The sequence below is a fragment of the Archangium sp. genome, from assembly GCF_036277355.1.
Taxonomy (GTDB): Bacteria; Myxococcota; Myxococcia; order Myxococcales; family Myxococcaceae; genus Archangium.
The window spans coordinates 13,325-30,497 of sequence record NZ_DASUNC010000207.1 but is presented as its reverse complement, the minus strand read 5'-3'; the positions used below and the strand labels follow the sequence as shown (position 1 = coordinate 30,497).

Sequence of the window (17,173 nt, the reverse complement as noted above, 5' to 3'; positions counted from 1 at the left end):
CCATGGACTTCGCGGGCCCCATCGACCCCCTCACGGGAACGGCAGCGGCGCGATTCGGGCTGTACGTGCACTTCCCGTACTGTCTCTCCAAATGCCCCTACTGCGACTTCGCGGTGGCCGTGGTGCGCCAGGTGCCCGAGGAGCGCTATGCGCGCGCGGTGCTGGCGGAGCTGGACACGCGGCTGGCGGCGGAGCCCTCGCTGCGCGAGCGCACGCTGGAGTCCATCTTCCTCGGCGGCGGGACGCCGTCCCTCTGGCATCCGCGCTGGGTGGCGCTCGTGCTGGAGGGCGTGGCGGCGCGGCTGAAGGTGGCGCCGGGGGCGGAGATCTCCCTGGAGGCCAACCCGAGTGTCGCGGACGCCGAGCGCTTCGCCGGCTACCGGGCGGCGGGCGTCAACCGCGTCTCGCTGGGCGTGCAGTCCTTCGAGGATTCGCTGCTGAAGTCGCTGGGGCGCGAGCACACCGGCACGGAGGCGGTGGCGGCGTACGAGACGGCACGGCGCGCGGGCTTCGACGTGGTGTCCATGGACTTCATCTACGGGGTGCACGGGCAGACGCGGGCCCAGGCGGAGTCGGATGCGCGCCGGGCGGCGGCGCTCGGGCCCGAGCACCTGTCCACCTACGCGCTGACGGTGGACCGCGAGTCGCTGGCGGTGGCCACGCCGCTGTCCCGGCAGCTCGACAAGGGCGAGGTGGTGCTGCCTCCGGACGAGGAGGTGGTGGAGATGACGAAGGCCATCCGCGACGCCTACGGCGAGCACGGGTTGGTGCGTTATGAGATCTCCAACCACGCCCGGCCCGGGTACGGCTCGCGGCACAACGCGCTCTACTGGACGGGAGGCGAGTACCTCGCGCTGGGCGTGGGCGCCACGGGCATGCTGCTCACCTCCGGGCCCGGCGAGCGGCCCGCGGGCTACCGCTACGTGGACCTGCGCGGCTCGGACGCGTACATGCGCGCCGCGGAGGAGGGGAAGCTTCCGGAGTCCAGCCGCGAGGAGCTGAGCCCCCTGGAGCTCTTCGAGGAGCGCCTGGCCATGGGGCTGCGGCTGCGCTCCGGGGTGGACTGGGAGGCGGTGTGCACGCGCTACGGGCAGGATCCGGAGCCGCGCCGGAAGGAGATCTCCCGGTTGGTGCAGCACGGCCTGGCACGGCTCGAGGGCTCGAGGCTCGTGCTCACCGAGGCGGGCGCGGACGTGCACAGCGCCATCAGCGCGCGGCTTCTGTAGGGCTCGGTGTCTTCATCGGACGGTGCTGGGTCAGGGGCTGACCTTGCCCGCCTTCGCCGCCTCGGGGGCCACCAGCTCCACGCGGCCGTCGGCATAGAGGGCGGTCACCTTGCCGCCTCGCAGCTCCAGCGCCGAGAGGTGACGGCCGTAGCCGGTGCTCAGCCCGGTGTCGATGAACACCGCCTTCCCATCGAGCCGCGTGCGGATCTTCCCATCGCGGTCCGTGGTGTGTCCCATCACCATTCGCTTCGCGCCGAAGCGTTGCAGCACCGCCTCGAGCGCGCGGGCCGCTTCCTCCTCCTGCCCCAGCGCGTAGCCGCGGAACCACAACGGCCCCTGCGGGTCCTTCGCTCCTCCCGGTGGGTTGCCGGGGAACAGGTCCTGCCGCACCCACCGGTTGAGCTCGGGCAGCGTCTTCGCCGGCACCTCCGGGGCCACTCCGCCGTGCACGAAGAGCGTGTCATTGATGCGCACCACCGCGGCATGCGTGCGCAGCCACCGGCCATAGCGCCCCTGGAGCCCATACGCCTCGCGGTGCCCGTTGGCTCCTCGCGGTGCGCCGGACGCATCCGGCTCGGGGCTCTGGTCCGCGAACGAGGCCATCTCTCCCGGCGCCACGTAGCGCAGGTCCCCGAGCATGTTCATCGCCTCGTGGTTGCCCAGCAGCGCGTGCACCCGGCCTCCCGCCGCGCGCGCCTCGCCCTCCAGCCGCATCAGCAGCTCGAAGGCCTCCCGCGTGCGCTCCCCGCGGTCCGGGATGTCCCCCGTCTGCACCAGGTGGGCCTTGCCGCCACTCCACCGGCCCTTCTCGTCGATGAGCTTCGCCAGCCGCAGCACTTCCTTCAGTGCGTCCACGTCCCCGTGCACGTCTCCCACCGCCACCACGCGCTCCACGCCAGTGAAGGTATCGGGCACGGCATCCTCCAGGCGGGGCATGGCGGGTGTGGCCTTGGGAGGCGCCGCCGCCAGCAACACGGGGACGAGCAGGGGCAGGACGAGCGGGCGGAGGGTGGGGGGCACGGTGCGCTCCTCGGGGAAGACCCTCACCCTAACCCTCTCCCAGAGGGAGAGGGGACTCGAAACGGAAACGGCGCGAGCAGGGCGTTCGCCTGCTCGCGCCGCGTGTGTCCGGCCGGGGCCGGGTGCTCCGTTACTTCGGCTGCTCGGCGTCCTCGCCAGCGACCTTCAGGATGTTGAACTCGACGCGGCGGTTGTTCTCACGGCCCGCCGCCGTCTTGTTCGTGTCCACCGGCTTCGTCTGGCCGTAGCCCACCGACTCGAGGCGCTCCGCCGCCACGCCCTCCTTGATGAGGAAGGCGCGCACGTTGGCCGCGCGGCGCTCCGACAGGTCCTGGTTCTTGGCGGGCTTGCCCTGGTTGTCCGTGTGGCCTTCCACGCGCAGCAGCTCGATCTGCGGATTGGCGCGCAGCACCGACGCCACCTGGTTCAGCAGGTCGAACGACTTGGGCAGGATGACGTCCTTGTTGGTGGCGAAGTACACCTTGTCCAGGATGACGATGCGCTTGGCCTCCAGGCGCACCTTGGACTTGCCCTCGTCGGGGCAGCCATCCTCGTCCTTCACCCCGTTGATGACCTCGGGCTGCATGGGGCACTGGTCCTCCCAGTCCGGCACGCCGTCCTTGTCGTTGTCACTGTCCTGGCAGCCGTCCTCGTCCTGGAAGCCGTCCTTGTCCTCGGGCTGGGCCGGGCACTTGTCCTGGTCATCCGTCAGGCCGTCCTTGTCCGAGTCCACCGGCACCTTGTCCGGGCAGCCGTCCTCGTCCTGGAAGCCGTTCACGGTCTCGGGCTGATCGCGGCACTGGTCGCTCGTGTCCGGGATGCCGTCCCCGTCGTTGTCCGGGTCCGCGCAGCCGTCGTCGTCCTGGAAGCCGTCCATGTCCTCGGGGCCCTGGGCGCACTGATCCTTGTCGTCCGTGACGCCATCCGAGTCCGTGTCGGCGGGCGGGGGCGGAGCGGCCGGAGCGCGCTCACCGGGCTGCGTCCAATCCACCCCGGCGAAGAGGCGGAAGCCCGGGGTGCCGTAGCCGCGCGTGAGGCCCGGGCCACCGCCCACGTGGGCCGCCAGTCCGGGGGTGATGCGGTACTGCACCGCCGCGAGGAGCTCCAGCGGACGCCCCTCCATGTCCTGGTCGTTCAACCCGAAGGCACCCGCCAGGTTGGCGCGCACCGCGAGCTTCTCCGTGAGGGGCACCTGGGCACCGATCGCGTACATCAGCTCGGTGCCCGTGCGCAGGTTGCGCACCTGCTGCTCGGGCTGGAGGTTGGCGCCGAGGTTGGCCACCAGCCGCAGTCCGTTGCCATTGCCCCACTCGCCCACCAGCTGCGGACGGGCGCTCACACCCGCGCCGCCGCGGAAGCCCTGGCCACCCGCGCTGGGCAGCAGCACGGGCACCACCACGCCCAGGTCGAACCCACCCGCGGTCAGCAGGTGGGCCTTGGGCACCAGCCGCAGGTCACCCACGCCCGCGCCGCTCACGCCGTTCTGGAAGGCCGGCGTGATGGAGGCGCCGCTCTCCGAGGACTGGTACGTGACGGGCACGGCCACACCCAGCTCGAACCGGTCCCACAGCGAGATGGAGCCCATCAGGTCCACCGTCACCTGGTTGGCGACGATGGAGTAGACGAAGTCGTCCTGACGCGGATCCAGGAAGCCCAGCGGGTTGCTCGCGTAGTTGAGCGAGGCCGCCAGGTGCCAGCCCAGGTGGCCGTCCACCCGGGCGCCATGGACGCCGAGGATGTCGGTGGCACCGGGGCCGGGCTTGTAGCGCTGCACGTCGATGGACTGCGACAGCGGGGACGGCGTGGGACCCTGGGCGTCCGCCGCCGGAGCGGCCAGCACGCCCATGAGGCCCAGCACTCCACCCGTCACCGCCGCGCCACGGCGCGAGGTGCGCCGCAGGACGGGCATGGCGAGCAGCACCAGCGCCGCCAGCCACACCAGCGGAGAGCCACCCCCCGAGGTGCTGCAGCCACGGCCGGCGATGATGAAGTCGTCCGTGTCGTCCAGCGGGTTGGTGTTGGCCTTCACCTCGTCACCGTCGGACAGGCCACCGTCGTCGGTGTCCGTGTCGTTCGGGTCGGTCTCGCCCGAGCTCAGCCGGCCATCGTGGTTCTTGTCCTCGGCGCCGTCCGTCAGCCCGTCACCGTCGGTGTCGGCCTTCTTCGGGTCGGTGGTGGTGGCCGGGTCCTCGTCGGGCACGAAGTTGGGCGAGCTGGTGTTGGTGCCCGCGGGAGCGTTGGCCCGCGTCACACCGAGCTCGGTGCCGTCCTTGATGCCGTCGTTGTCGCTGTCCGGGTCGAGCGCGTCGATGCGGCCGTCCCCATCCGTGTCGGTGATGCCGTCCTGGCCATCGGGCACGCCGTCGTCATCGCTGTCGTTGTCGTTCGGGTCGAGGCCGAGCTCCTTCTCGGTCACGTCGGGGATGCCGTCGCCGTCCGTGTCCCGGCTCGCGTCGTCATCCTCGGGGTCGAGCGGGTCGGTCTCGCCCGCGTCCACGACGCCGTTGTGGTTCTTGTCCTCGGCGCCATCGAGCACGCCGCCACCATCCGTGTCGGGGTTCCTCGGGTCGGTCTCGCCCGCGTCCACGACGCCGTTGTGGTTCTTGTCCTCGATGCCATCCGGCAGGCCGTCGTTGTCCGAGTCGGTCTTCGTCGGATCCGTCTCGCCCGGGTCCACGACACCGTCGTGGTCCGTGTCCTCGACACCGTCGGGGATGCCGTCGCCGTCCGAGTCGGTCTTGCGCGGATCCGTCTCGCCCGGATCCACGACACCGTCGTGGTCCTTGTCCTCGGTGCCATCGGGGATGCCGTCGCCGTCCGAGTCGGTCTTGCGCGGATCGGTCTCGTCCGGGTCCACGACGCCGTCGTGGTCCTTGTCCTCGACACCATCGGGGATGCCGTCGCCGTCCGTGTCGGCCTTCGTCGGGTCGGTGCCCGTGGCCGTCTCGACGCTGTCGGGGATGCCGTCACCGTCGGTGTCGACGTCGTCCGTGGGGTCGAGCGGGTTGCGCTCGCCCGGGTCGACGCGGCCGTTGTGGTTCACGTCCTCGACGCCGTCGGACACGCTGCCGCCATCGGTGTCCGCCTCGAGCGGGTCCGTCCGGGTGGCCGGGTGCGCATCCGGGATGAAGACCGCCAGGTCGGTGCCCAGGCCCTGGGGAGAGGAGAGGCCCTTCTCGGTGCCGTCCTGCAGGCCATCGCCGTCCGTGTCCGCCTTGCGCGGGTCGGTCTCGGTGGCGTCCACGGCGCCGTCGCGGTCGGCGTCCTCGCTGCCGTCCAGCAGGCCGTCGTCATCCGAGTCGTCGTCGAGCGGGTTGGTGGTGCTGGAGCCATCCGTGTCCGGCTGGAAGAGGGTCGCGTTGGTGCCCGTGCCCTGGGGCGCGGTCAGGCCCTTCTCGGTGCCATCCTGGACGCCGTCGTTGTCGGTGTCGTTGTTGCGCGGGTTGGTCTCGCCCGGGTCCACCACGCCGTCGTGGTCGGCGTCCTCGTTGCCGTCCAGGATGCCGTCGTCGTCGGAGTCGTCATCGTTCGGATCCGTGCCGGAGGCCGTCTCGACGCTGTCGGGGATGCCATCCTTGTCGGTGTCGGTGACGGTCAGGTCATCCGCGGGGTCGAGCGGGTTGCGCTCGCCCGGGTCGATCTTGCCGTTGTGGTTCGCGTCCTCGAGGCCGTCGGACACGCTGCCGCCGTCGGTGTCCACCTCGAGCGGATCCGTCTGGGTGGCGGGGTCCTCGTCCTTCTGGAAGATGGACGCGTTGGTGCCCGTGCCCTGGGGCGCGGCCAGGCCCAGCTCGGTGCCGTCCTGGAGGCCGTCGCCGTCCGTATCGCGCTGCTTCGGATCGGTCTCGGCCGGGTCCACGGCGCCGTCGTGGTCGGCGTCCTCGGTGCCGTCCAGCAGGCCGTCGTCGTCCGTGTCGTCGTCGAGCGGGTGGGTGGTGCTGGCCGGGTGCGTGTCCGGCTGGAAGACGGACAGGTTGGTGCCCGTGCCCTGGGGAGTGGTCAGGCCCTTCTCGGTGCCGTCCTGCAGGCCATCGTTGTCCGAGTCGGCCTTGCGCGGGTTGGTCTCGCCCGGGTCCACGATACCGTCATGGTCGGTGTCCTCGTTGCCGTCCGTGATGCCGTCGTCATCCGAGTCGTCGTCGGTGGGGCTGGTGCCGGTGGCCGTCTCGACATCGTCGGGGATGCCGTCGCCGTCGGTGTCCTTCGCGCCCACCTTGTCGTCCGCGGGGTCGTTGGGGTTGCGCTCGCCCGGGTCGATGCGGCCGTTGTGGTTGATGTCCTCCACGCCATCGGACACGCCGCCGTCGTCGGTGTCGGAGTCGAGCGGGTCCGTCGTGGTGGTGGGGTCCGCATCCGGGATGAACACCGTCATGTTGGTGCCCGTACCCTGGGGCGCGGTCAGGCCCTTCTCGGTGCCGTCCTGGAGGCCGTCACCATCGGTGTCCCTGTTGCGCGGGTCGGTCTCGCCCGGATCCACGTAGCCGTCGCGGTTGGCGTCCTCGTTGCCGTCCGTGATGCCGTCGTCGTCCGAGTCATCATCGTTCGGATCCGTGCCGGTGGCCGTCTCGATGCTGTCGGCGATGCCGTCCTTGTCGGTGTCGACGCCGACGAACCAGGTGTAGGTGGCTGGCGTGGGATCCACGACGCCGCTATAGGTGCGGGCGCGCACGGCGAAGGTGTGACGGCCGTCGGTCAGATCCGCGTAGGCCTTCGGGCTGCTGCACGTCACGAAGGTCCGGCCATCGAGGCTGCAGTCGTAGCTGCCGATGTCGAAGCGGCCCGGGGCATCAAAGGTGAAGGAGATGGTGGTGCTGGGCGTCTCGGCATCCGGCGGGGTGACGGTGAGGATGCGCGTATCCGGCGGCTTCGCGTCGATGGTGAAGGGGACGCTGGTGGCGGAGCTGGTGTTGCCCGCCGCGTCCTTCGCCGTGGCACTGACGGTGTGCGGACCGTCCTCGAGCGGAGTCGGCGCCGGGAACGACCACTTGCCCGTGCTGTCCGCCACCACCCGGCCGATCACCTTGCCATCCACGCTCACGATGACCGTGGCGTTGGGCTCGGCGGTACCGGTGAACAGGGGCCGCTGGAGGGTGAGCACGGCGCCCGAGGCGGGGTAGGTGATGACGGGCGGATTGGGCGCCACCGTGTCCACCGTGAAGGTGGTGCTCGCCGGCTGGCTCGGGGTGCCCGTGCCGTCCGTGGCGATCGCGTTGACGGTGTGGGGGCCCTCGCCCAGCGGCGTGGTGCCCGTGCAGGTCCAGTTGCCGGAGGAGTCCGTGGTCGCGCTGCACAGCACCGTGCCGCCCGCGTTCCTCACGGTGACCGTGGTGCCCGGCAGGGACGTGCCGGTGTACGTGGGCGTGTTGTCGTTGGTGATGGAGCCATTGGCCGGCGCGGTGATGACGGGCGTCGGGACGATGGCCACCTCGATGCGCGTGGGGCCGCTGCCGGCCGGGCTGCGCGAGGGCGTCGTCACCGGGTCGATGCCCAGCAGGCCACCCGCGGTGATGAAGGCCTGGTTCTCCACCTTGCCCGTGGTGGTGGTCTTGACCCGCATCTGGAAGGAGATGCTGGTGCTCTCGCCCACATCCCCCGGGGCCACGATGCCCCGGAGGGTGCCGCCCGTGGAGGCCGTGGCACCCGCGCCCAGGTACACGGTGATGGAGTGGGTGGCGGAGTCGTAGAAGGCGGTGTCATCCCCCTTGGCGTCCGTGCGGGCACCGGGCGTGGCGGTGTCGCTCGCCGCCACCGTGAGGATCCGGATGGACTCCGGCACGTAGTCGAGCAGCGTGGGCAGCGGATCCGTGAGCACCGTGTCGCGCGAGTGGTCATCACCCACGTTGCGGGTGGTGATGGTGTACTCGAGCACGTCGCCGGGGCGCACCGTGCCGTCGGTGCGGGTGGTGTTGCGCACGGACTTGAGGGTGTGGGTGAAGTCCGGGGCCTGGGTGGTGATGGAGGTGATGAAGCCGCCCAGCCAGAACTTGTCTCCGCTGGTGTTGACCTTCACCGTGGCGGTCTTGGCGCCCGCGGCCACCGTGACGTCCACCACGTCCAGGTCCATGCCGGACAAGCTGCCGGGCGTACCGGTGAGCTGGGGCCGGTCATACCGGTGGCTGATGGGCAGGGTGTCCAGCTCTCCGTCGGAGCCGGTGGGCACGCCGGTCAGCGGCGTGTCGGTGCGCACGCTCGTCTTGGTCTTGGTCCACGAGCGCGTGCTGTTGAAGAAGTTGTTGGCCGGGTTGAGGTCGTTGCTGAGCACCGTGCCGTTGAACTCGAACGTGTCGTTGACGTCCGGCGCCGGGTCATCACCCTCGAAGGCGATGACGCCCAGCTTGGCGTCCTGGGCGTACGTGGGCACGTGGAAGCCCGTCAGCGAGACGGTGGTGCCGGGCGTGCCCGCCACCACGCGCATGCTGTCGAAGAGCTTCAGGTGCCGCTTGGTGATGGAGCCCGGCTCCTCGTAGAAGACCACCATCCACCAGGCGTCGAAGAGGTACTCGCCCGTCGTGGTGTCGAAGGGGATGGCCTGCACGTCGCTGACCTGGTAGACGCCCGCGCCGTACGCCTTCACCAGGTCCGTGATGTCCGCGGTGGACTGGTACTGGTACTCCGCGCCCGGGTCCTGCTGGAAGGCGTAGTCGTCGGCGGTGAGGAACTTCTCGAAGCCGGCCACGCCCGAGCGCGACACCGTGGCGGTCAGGTCCGGCGCGGCGATCTTGTCACCGGCGGACGAGTTGAAGCGGGTGGCCGCCCAGTAGAGGCGCGCGTACACCACCCGGGCCCCGGAGGGCAGGGTGAGCACCGCCTGGCTGCGGGCCTGCAGGGGATTGGCCGGCGCCGGCGCGCTGCCGTCGGGCGGGAGGTAGGGACTGGTGGCGGCCCCGGTGCTCTCGAGCGTCCAGTCGTTCAGGGTCCAGAAGAAGTCCGGCGAGGTGTCACGCCCGGAGCAGCTCCGCTCGCCGTAGACGAAGTCGTTCGGCGGCGTCCTGCCGGTGAGCGGCCGCGGCGTGGTGCTGCGGCAGTCCTGGCCGAGTGTGTTGCCGATCAGCGCGAAGTTGCCGTACAGGTCGGCCGTGTAACGCAGCTTGGGGGCCGCGTTGTTGGTGGGTGCCTGGGCCCGGGCGCTGCCGGACGTCAGCAGCACCGCGAGCGCGAGCAGCAGCGGCGCGAGGCTCCGGCGCTCGGTGGGGAGTGGCGGTACGTGATTTCGCATAGGTGCCACGGGGGACTCGGGGGTGGGGAATGGCCGGGGCGCCCCTTGTGCAAAGTCGGAGCCAGCGGTCATTCGAGTGTTCAGCTTATGTCACTTTGATTCCCGGCCGCGAATTCCGGCCCCGCGCCTGCCCGTGCCTCCCCGGGACTCGTTGCAACGACAAGCATGTGGTGGGGCGTGCCTGCTCTCCGAGAGGGCGGGGGAGCGTGGCGGAACGCCTCTGTGGCGAAACGCCACGCCACACCCATGGGGCGGCGTGCGCCCACCTGATATGAGCACCGCCCATGAGCATGAGCTGGCTGTTGTGGATCCTCCTCTCCTCGCTGACGGGCAGCCCGGTGCTGTCCGCCCTGGCGGTGCTGGCGCTGGTGATCGTGGCGGATCGCTACACGGTGGGCATCCTCCCCAGCCCGCTGCGGGCCATCGGCCGGTGGCAGCGGGCCTCCAAGCTGCAGCGGCTGTTGCAGTCCAACCCCCATGACCGGCGGGCGCGCTACGAGCTGGCGGACCTGTGGGTGCGGCGGGGGAAGTACGCGGCGGCGGTGGAGGTGCTCAAGCCGAACCTGGAGGCGGGCGACGACGACGTGGGGACGCTGTTCCTGCTGGGGGTGGCGTACCTGGGGGCGGGTGACGCGGCGCGGGGTGAGCTGCTGCTGGACGAGGCGGCGAAGCAGGAGCCGGGCTACCAGATGGGGGCGGTGGACCTGGAGCGCGGGCGTTTCCGGCTGGCGCGCGGGGACACGAAGGGCGCCATCGAGTCCCTCCAGCGCCTGCGCGACGCGCGGCAGGGGACGGTGGAGGGGCGGGTACTGCTGGCCCAGGCATTGGACAAGAGCGGCCGGGACGCGGATGCGGCGCTCATGCGCGAGGAGGCCTGGAAGGAGTACGTGGCCGCCCCCGGCTTCCAGCGCCGGCGCGAGCGGCTGTGGGCCTGGCGGGCGCGCCCCAGCCGGCCCCTGGCCTACGGGGTCGCACTGGTGGTGGTGCTCGCCCTCGGCATCTCCGTGTTGAGCCGGGTGACGGCGCCCGAGCCCTCGCCGGACGGCTACGGCTTCTACGACGACCCGGGTATGGCGTCCGACAACGAGTAACCCTGCTAAGCTGAGAGTTCCATGTTTCCGACCCCCGCCCAGGTCCTGAGGCAGCGCGAGGGGGCGCTCGCCGAGACGCCGTTTCCCCTGCTGCTGCACGCGCTGGCCATCGAGGAGCGCACGTGCACGCTGGAGCTGAAGGTGCGCCAGCGCGAGAAGCGCATCACCTTCGAGGATGGCGCGCCGGTGGCGTGCTCCAGCAACCTGCTGCACGAGACGCTGGGCAAGTTCCTGGTGGAGAAGGGCAAGCTGTCCGAGGCGGACTACCAGAAGGGGCTCGCCGAGAGCGTCCAGACGGAGGTGCCCATCGGGGGCCTGCTGGTGCAGAAGGGGCTCATCAGCCCGTTCGACCTGTACAAGCAGATGCAGGCGAACATGGCGATGAAGCTGCTGGACTGCTTCCGGTGGACGGACGCGCGCTTCCGGCTGATCGCCGACATCGAGCCGCCGGACACCAGCGTGCGGATGAACACCTCGCAGCTCATCCTCACGGGCATCTCCACGATGATGCCCTTCGACGAGGTGGCCACGCACTTCACCTTCACGGATGACCGGCGCTTCGCGCAGGTGCCGGGCGTGGAGGGGCCGAGGCTGTCCTCCAAGGACGCGCGGCTCTTCCAGGCGCTGCGCTTCCGGCCCACGTTCACGGAGCTGCAGCAGCGCTCGGGGCTGGACACGGACTCGGCGCTGCGGCGGCTGTATGCCTTCTGCCTGCTGGGCCTGGCGGACTTCGCGGAGGAGGTGGACAAGCGTCCGCCTCCGGCGCCCTCGGCGGTGGCCGCGCAGCCCATGCCCATGCCGGGCCCCGCGCTCACGCCCATGCCGGGCTCGCTCGAGACGGTGGACCCCGCGGCCCTGGTCGCGGCGGCCACGGGACTGCCGTTCTCGGACGAGGACGAGGCGGTGAAGAACGCGCTGCTGAGCGCCTTCATGTCGCACCGGAGCCAGGATCCGTTCGATCTGCTGGGCGTGCCGGAGGACGTGCAGCCGGTGGCGCTGCGCAAGGCGTTCCTGGCGCTGTCGGACAAGTTCTCGCCGTTGCGCTTCCAGACGGCGGATTTGAAGGAGAAGGCGGAGGGGCTGCTGGTGGGGTACGCGAGGGCGTACGGGGCGCTGTCGGAGGCGGAGCAGGCGGCGCTGTGGCGCAAGCGGCGGGCGGCGGCGCGGGAGAAGAAGGTGGGGACGGGGCGGCCGTCGACGGCGGAGCAGTTCCGCATCCGGACGGATCTGCTGGACGCGAGCACCCAGTACGAGGAGGCGCGCAAGCGGCTGAAGGCGGAGAACTACGCGGGCGCCTTCGAGTACTTCGAGTACGCGTGCGACATCGACCCCAAGCCGTTGTACCGGGCCTACCGGGCGTGGGCGCGCTACCTGATGAAGCCGGAGGCCCACGGGAAGCTGGCGCTGCAGGAGCTGCTGGACGTGGTGAAGCAGGATGCGGCGTGCGAGGAGGCGTGGTTCTTCACGGGCGAGGTGTCGCGCGGCGAGGGACAGTGGGCGCAGGCGGAGGATGCGTACCGCAAGGCCTTCAAGCTCAACCCGAAGAACCGGCAGTACGTGGACCTCATCCAGGACACGATGAAGCGCGTGAAGCGCTGACCCCGGCCTTACTGGGGTGAGGGTCAGCGAACCCCCGTGTTTCAGTGCACCACGGTGACCGGCCGCCCAGCGTGCTGAACGACGCGGTCGCTGACGGAGCCGAGCAACCACTTGCCACCGGGGTTGAGGCCGCGAGCGCCGATGACGATGTGGTCGGCGCCGAGCTTGTCGGCCATGGAGACGATGGTGTCGGCGGGGCGGCCGATCTCCACGATCTTCTCCACCTGGGCCTTGGGGAGATCGGCGGCGACCTCATCGAGCATGCGGCGGACGGCGTCCATCTCCTCGGGGGTGCGCTGGGGCCCGGCGATGAGCTCCGAGTCGAGGAAGCCGAGGGCGAGCATGCGAGGGGGCTCGAGGACGAAGAGGAGGGTGATGCGCGAGCCGGTCTGCTGCGCCAGGTCATGGGCGAAGCGCGCCGCCTTGCGAGAGGTCTGCGAGCCATCGATGGCGACGAGGATGTGTTGAATCACGTCTGTTTCTCCAGGCAAGGACGCGGGGGCGAGGAACCCCCTACCGTCAGGGTGGTGCGAGGCACGTCAGGGGCAAGCGGGAGCCCGTTTCCGCCGGAGACGGCGTGGGAGGCGCCCGCCCGGCCGTCTCCTGGGCACGCGGGGCGGTCAAGGCTTCACGGTGGTGACGAACTTCGTCTTCCCGCCCTCGACCTTGAGGATGACGGCCTGCTTCACGGCGTCGCGATTCTTGTCGAGGTTGATGGTACCGCCCACGCCGGGGAAGTCGCGGGTGGCCGCGATGGCGTCGCGGATGGAGGCACCCGACAGGTCGGGCGCGCGCTTCATCGCGTCGATGGCGAGCGAGGCGGCGTCATAGGCGAGGGCGGCCACGCTGTCCGGCACGGCGCCATAGGTGGCCTTGTACTTCGTGATGAACTCCTGCACGCGAGTATCCGGGTTATCCACCGAGTAGTGGTTGGAGTAGTAGCTGCCCTCGATCGCGCTGCCGCCCAGCTCGAAGAGCTTGTCGGACTCCCAGCCATCGCCGCCGAGCAGGGGCACGTTCAGCCCCAGCTCGCGCGCCTGCCGGGCGATGAGGCCCACGTCCGTGTAGTAGCCGGGCACGAAGAGGGCCTCGGGCCGGGCCTGCTTGAAGGCGGTGATCTGCGCGCGGAAGTCCGTGTCGCCCTTGGAGTAGCTCTCGGTGGCGACGATGGCGCCGCCCATCTCGGAGAACTTGCGGCTGAACACGTTCGTCAGTCCCACCGAGTAGTCGCTCTTGTTGTCCTGCAGCACGGCCACCCGGTTGAGCTTCAGGTTCTCGCGGGCGAACTTCGCCATGACGTAGCCCTGGAAGGGGTCGATGAAGCAGACGCGGAAGATGTAGTCACCCCGGCGGGTGACGGCGGGGTTGGTGGAGGTGGGGGTGATCATCGGCACGCCGGCCGCCTGGGCCTTCTCGGCCATGGCCATGGAGTTGGTGGAGGCGGCCTCGCCGAGGATGACGGCGACCTTGTCCTGGGTGATGAGGCGCGTGGCGGCCTGGGCGGCCTCCTCGGGCCTGCCCTGGCTGTCGTAGACGCGCAGCTCCAGCCTCTTGCCCTTCACCCCGCCGGCGGCATTGGCCTCCGCGATGGCCATGGAGATGCCGTTGCGCGCGGAGACGCCGAAGGTGGCCTCGCTGCCGGTGAGGCTGCCCACCTGGCCCAGGAGGAGGGTGTCCGTGTTCGCCGGGGGAGCCCCGGTGGAGGCCGCGGCCGGCGCGGAGGCGGGCGGGGAAGAGGGCGCGGGGGGGGCCTTCTTCTCACAAGCGGCTCCCAGCACGGTGAGTGCGGCGAGCAGCATCGGGACGGCGGAGCGGCGCATGCGTACTTCCTCCACGAATGAAGTCGCCCGCCTTCTAGCGCACTCCCGCCCGGCTGGCGCGCCTCGCCCGTCCGTGCCCACGTTGACACCCGGTGACAGGCCGATTTTCCTTCGGCCACCCCTCAGGAGGACGCCGGGAATGTGGCTTCGGGAGATGACGTGGAGGCTCGTCGCGCTGAGCGCGGCGGGCGTGGTGCTGGCGGCCTGTGGCTCGGGGGGCTATGACCTGACGTGCTCCGGGGCCGAGGACTGCCTCGAGTCCGAGCTCTGCCACCCGACGGACAAGGTCTGCGTGCAGCTGTGTACCACCCTGGGGGACTGCCCCCCGAAGGCCGAGAGCTGCGCGGCGCTGAGCGACCCGAACGGTCCGAGGATCTGCAAGTGCCCTGCAAATACAAAGGGCTGTGTGAGCGACAGGGAGACGTAGCCACCAGGGGTAGACTCCCGGGCTGAGGGCGAGGGGACCTCCGAGGACGCTTGAGGCCGATGAATGAGCGATGAGACGGGTGAGGGCCGGGGCCCCTCGTATGATGCGCAGCAGGATCTGGAGAGCCGGGTGCCCCTGGCGACGCCGGAGTACACCACGCGCGGCATCCTGTTCCTGGCCACGTTGACGGCCGTGCGGGAGATCGGCGGCGAGGCGATGGTGAAGCGCTGCCTGGAGGCGAGCGGGGAGCGGGAGTTCGTGGAGTTCTTCAACTACCCCACGCGCGCGCTCGTGCTGATGCTGGGCGCCGCGGCGGGGCAGTTGAGCGCCAGCCTGGGCGGCTACGCGGAGGTGCTGCGGTACATCGCGAAGCGGACCGTGGAGCTCTACATGACGTCCGTGGTGGGCCGGTCCGCGCAACTGGTGTCCGCGACGGACCCCATGCGCCTGGTGCGCACCCTGGAGGAGCTCTACAAGGTCTCCATGGCCTACTCGGTGCCGACGGTGGTCTGGAAGGGGCCCAAGCGAGGAGTCCTCAGCGTCCAATGCACCTTCACGCCCCTCGCGTACCACGAGGGCGGGGCCATCACCCTCGGGTCCATGCTGGGGTTGAAGAACGTGGAGGCCCGCGCCCGGGCCACGGGGCCGCTCAGTCTGGATCTGGAGATCTCCTGGGAGTGAGCGGGGCGCGTGGGCTCAGCGGCGGGTGAGCTCGAGGTAGATGAGGTTCTCGGTCTCGTCCCGGAAGAGCGCCTGCCGGCGGAGCTGGCTCCTGGGAATGTCGCTCATCCAGGCCGCCACCTCGGACTCGTCGCGGTAGATGAGCCACCAGTCCATGCAGGCCTCCATGTACGCCTTGAAGGCGGAGTCCTTGTGCGGGTCGGCGTAGTTGGCCAGCAGCAGCCGTCCACCGGGGCGCAGCATGGAGAAGAGCTGGGCCGTCAGGCGGATGGCGATGGGCTGCGGGAGGTAGTCGTAGAGCCCGGACGCGTAGACGAGGTCCATGTCCTCGAAGCGCAACTGGTTGCGCAGGATGTCCTTCACGGAGCCGGCTATTGGCTTGACGCCCAGGTGTCCGAGCTCGCTGTCGATCACTCCCAGGCTCCGCGGATCCTGATCCACCGCGAGGAACTCGCCCACCCGCCGCTGCTGCACGGCCCGCGAGCGCCGGGACTCGCGCAGGTGGCCGCACGCCACGGAGAGGATGCGGGCATCGGCTCGCTCCTCCGACACGCTGTCGATGAACCGCGCCAGATAGTCCCTGCGCCCCCGGAGGGAGGCGGTGCTCGTCTGCGCGCACAAGAACCGGTTGAGCTCCACCCCGGTGGGCGTGGTGCCGAGGCGCTCGGGTGCATGGTCCTCGTAGACGAAGTCGAGCATCACCGCATCACCGGCGTAGCGGCGAGGCTTCTCGAAGCCCCGGCGGGTGAACGGCTCCTGCCGGACGAGGGAATGCACGGGGTGGAGGCGGCACGTCTCGATGCAGAAGCGCCGCCAGTCCTCCGGGACGAGCGTGGCGCGCGCATGACCGAGGGACGAGAGCAGGGTGTGCATGCCTCGGGGGATGTCCCCGCCCAGAATCCGCGCATGGGCCAGGTCCAATCCTTCCATCAGGGGAGCCCGCCACGGCGAGCCCCAGTCCTGGGTCACGTCCAGTTCGTGCGAGTTGTCATTCACCTGAAGCGCGTGTTCCCGCATGTCGACTCTCGTTGGCTCGCCCCCCTCGCCCCCCCGGGCAATGGCTTGCATCGCCCGGGGGTCCGTTTGTGTGAGCTGATGCCCACGTTGAGTAAAATGACTTGTGACGGTCCGCCTCTTCCTCGGGACATGCCCCCTGCCTGCTGCCCTGGCGGGACCGGGCGGGAGAGGAATCATCCGCGCGGGGCTCGGAGCACCTTGCTCGCGACGGCGTCGAAGAGGAGGTTGGGCACGAACTTCGCTACGCCGACGGCGCGGGCCATCTGCCAGGGGAAGCCGTACTCGGCCTCGGCGCGCAGGATGGCCTGGCCCATCAACTCCACGGCCGCGTCCGCCTCGAGGAGGAAGGGCATGGTGTGCTGGATGTGGGCGGTCATCTCGGTCTTCACGAAGCCGGGCTTGATGCAGGTGACGCGCACCTGGGTGCCCCGCAGGTCCACGCGCAGGCTCTCCAGGAAGGTGTTGAGGAAGGCCTTGGAGGCCGAGTAGGCCGCGTTCTGGGGAAGGCCCCGGCAGCTGGCGAGGCTGGAGACGCCCACCAGGTGCCCGCGGTTGCGCTCCACCATGCGCGGCAGCACGGCGGACAGCGTGGCGGCGGCGCCGGTGACGTTCACGTCGATGACCTTCCTCGCGTGCTCCCAGGGAAAGTCCCGGGCGTTCGTCTGTCCGCCCACGCCCGCGTTGGCCACCACCAGGTCCAGTCCACCACAGGCCTCGTCCAGTGCGCGGATGCGCTCGAGCGTGGCATCCGCGTGGGAGACATCCAATTCCACGGGCTCGACGTGGGCACCGGCCGCCCGGGCCTCCTGCGCGAGTTCCTCCAGGTGGGCGCGGCGCCGGGCGGCGGCGTACACCTTCACGCCCCGCTTGCCCAACCACAACGCCAGACCGCGTCCGAGGCCGCTGGAGGCCCCCGTCACCAGCGCCGTCCGATAGCTCATCTCGTTCATGGCTTCCTCCTGGAGGAGGAGCCTGAGGCGGGGGCGTGGAAGCGGCCAGCACGGGGGGCCGCATCTGTTCTCCACGTGAATCCGGCGGGCGCCGTGGCGCTGTCTTCCCCGCCCGGTGTGTCAACC

The 17,173-nt window shown here is 70.3% G+C and carries 11 protein-coding genes; 5 read left to right on the top strand and 6 right to left on the bottom strand.

The genetic code is table 11. The annotated features are described in order from the left end of the window. The first annotated feature begins 2 nt into the window (after positions 1 to 2). Entirely contained in the window at positions 3 to 1,226 is a 1,224-nt protein-coding gene (hemW, locus tag VFZ09_RS50645) for a radical SAM family heme chaperone HemW (protein WP_329735085.1), read from the top strand. 30 nt (positions 1,227 to 1,256) lie between these two features. Here hemW and VFZ09_RS50640 read toward each other — a convergent pair whose 3' ends face one another. Continuing rightward, the gene (locus VFZ09_RS50640) at positions 1,257 to 2,273 is read right to left on the bottom strand and encodes a metallophosphoesterase (protein ID WP_329735084.1); all 1,017 of its coding nucleotides are present in this window, start codon (positions 2,271 to 2,273) and stop codon (positions 1,257 to 1,259) included. A 103-nt stretch (positions 2,274 to 2,376) separates the two neighbouring features. Then, the gene (locus VFZ09_RS50635; protein ID WP_329735083.1) at positions 2,377 to 9,462 is read right to left on the bottom strand and encodes an Ig-like domain-containing protein; all 7,086 of its coding nucleotides are present in this window, start codon (positions 9,460 to 9,462) and stop codon (positions 2,377 to 2,379) included. Positions 9,463 to 9,746: 284 nt separating this feature from the next. On the opposite strand from VFZ09_RS50635, the gene VFZ09_RS50630 reads away from it, so the two are divergent. Then, entirely contained in the window at positions 9,747 to 10,553 is an 807-nt protein-coding gene (locus tag VFZ09_RS50630; RefSeq protein WP_329735082.1) for a tetratricopeptide repeat protein, read from the top strand. A gap of 21 nt (positions 10,554 to 10,574) precedes the next feature. After that, positions 10,575 to 12,152, top strand: coding sequence for a DUF4388 domain-containing protein (locus VFZ09_RS50625; protein WP_329735081.1), 1,578 nt, complete (start codon positions 10,575 to 10,577; stop codon positions 12,150 to 12,152). A gap of 41 nt (positions 12,153 to 12,193) precedes the next feature. On the opposite strand, the gene VFZ09_RS50620 is transcribed toward VFZ09_RS50625, so the two are convergent. Next, the gene (locus VFZ09_RS50620) at positions 12,194 to 12,625 is read right to left on the bottom strand and encodes a universal stress protein (protein WP_329735080.1); all 432 of its coding nucleotides are present in this window, start codon (positions 12,623 to 12,625) and stop codon (positions 12,194 to 12,196) included. Between the two features lie 147 nt (positions 12,626 to 12,772). After that, positions 12,773 to 13,972, bottom strand: coding sequence for an ABC transporter substrate-binding protein (locus VFZ09_RS50615; protein WP_329735079.1), 1,200 nt, complete (start codon positions 13,970 to 13,972; stop codon positions 12,773 to 12,775). A 139-nt stretch (positions 13,973 to 14,111) separates the two neighbouring features. On the opposite strand from VFZ09_RS50615, the gene VFZ09_RS50610 reads away from it, so the two are divergent. After that, positions 14,112 to 14,399 (top strand): hypothetical protein, encoded by a 288-nt coding sequence (locus VFZ09_RS50610; protein WP_329735078.1) that lies wholly within the window; start codon positions 14,112 to 14,114, stop codon positions 14,397 to 14,399. 63 nt (positions 14,400 to 14,462) lie between these two features. Then, positions 14,463 to 15,080, top strand: coding sequence for a TIGR02265 family protein (locus tag VFZ09_RS50605; protein WP_329735077.1), 618 nt, complete (start codon positions 14,463 to 14,465; stop codon positions 15,078 to 15,080). Between the two features lie 15 nt (positions 15,081 to 15,095). On the opposite strand, the gene VFZ09_RS50600 is transcribed toward VFZ09_RS50605, so the two are convergent. Both VFZ09_RS50600 and VFZ09_RS50595 read right to left on the bottom strand, forming a co-directional pair. Next, entirely contained in the window at positions 15,096 to 16,097 is a 1,002-nt protein-coding gene (locus VFZ09_RS50600; protein ID WP_329735076.1) for a class I SAM-dependent methyltransferase, read from the bottom strand. Between the two features lie 173 nt (positions 16,098 to 16,270). Further along, positions 16,271 to 17,047 (bottom strand): SDR family NAD(P)-dependent oxidoreductase, encoded by a 777-nt coding sequence (locus VFZ09_RS50595; protein ID WP_329735075.1) that lies wholly within the window; start codon positions 17,045 to 17,047, stop codon positions 16,271 to 16,273. Positions 17,048 to 17,173: the final 126 nt, after the last annotated feature.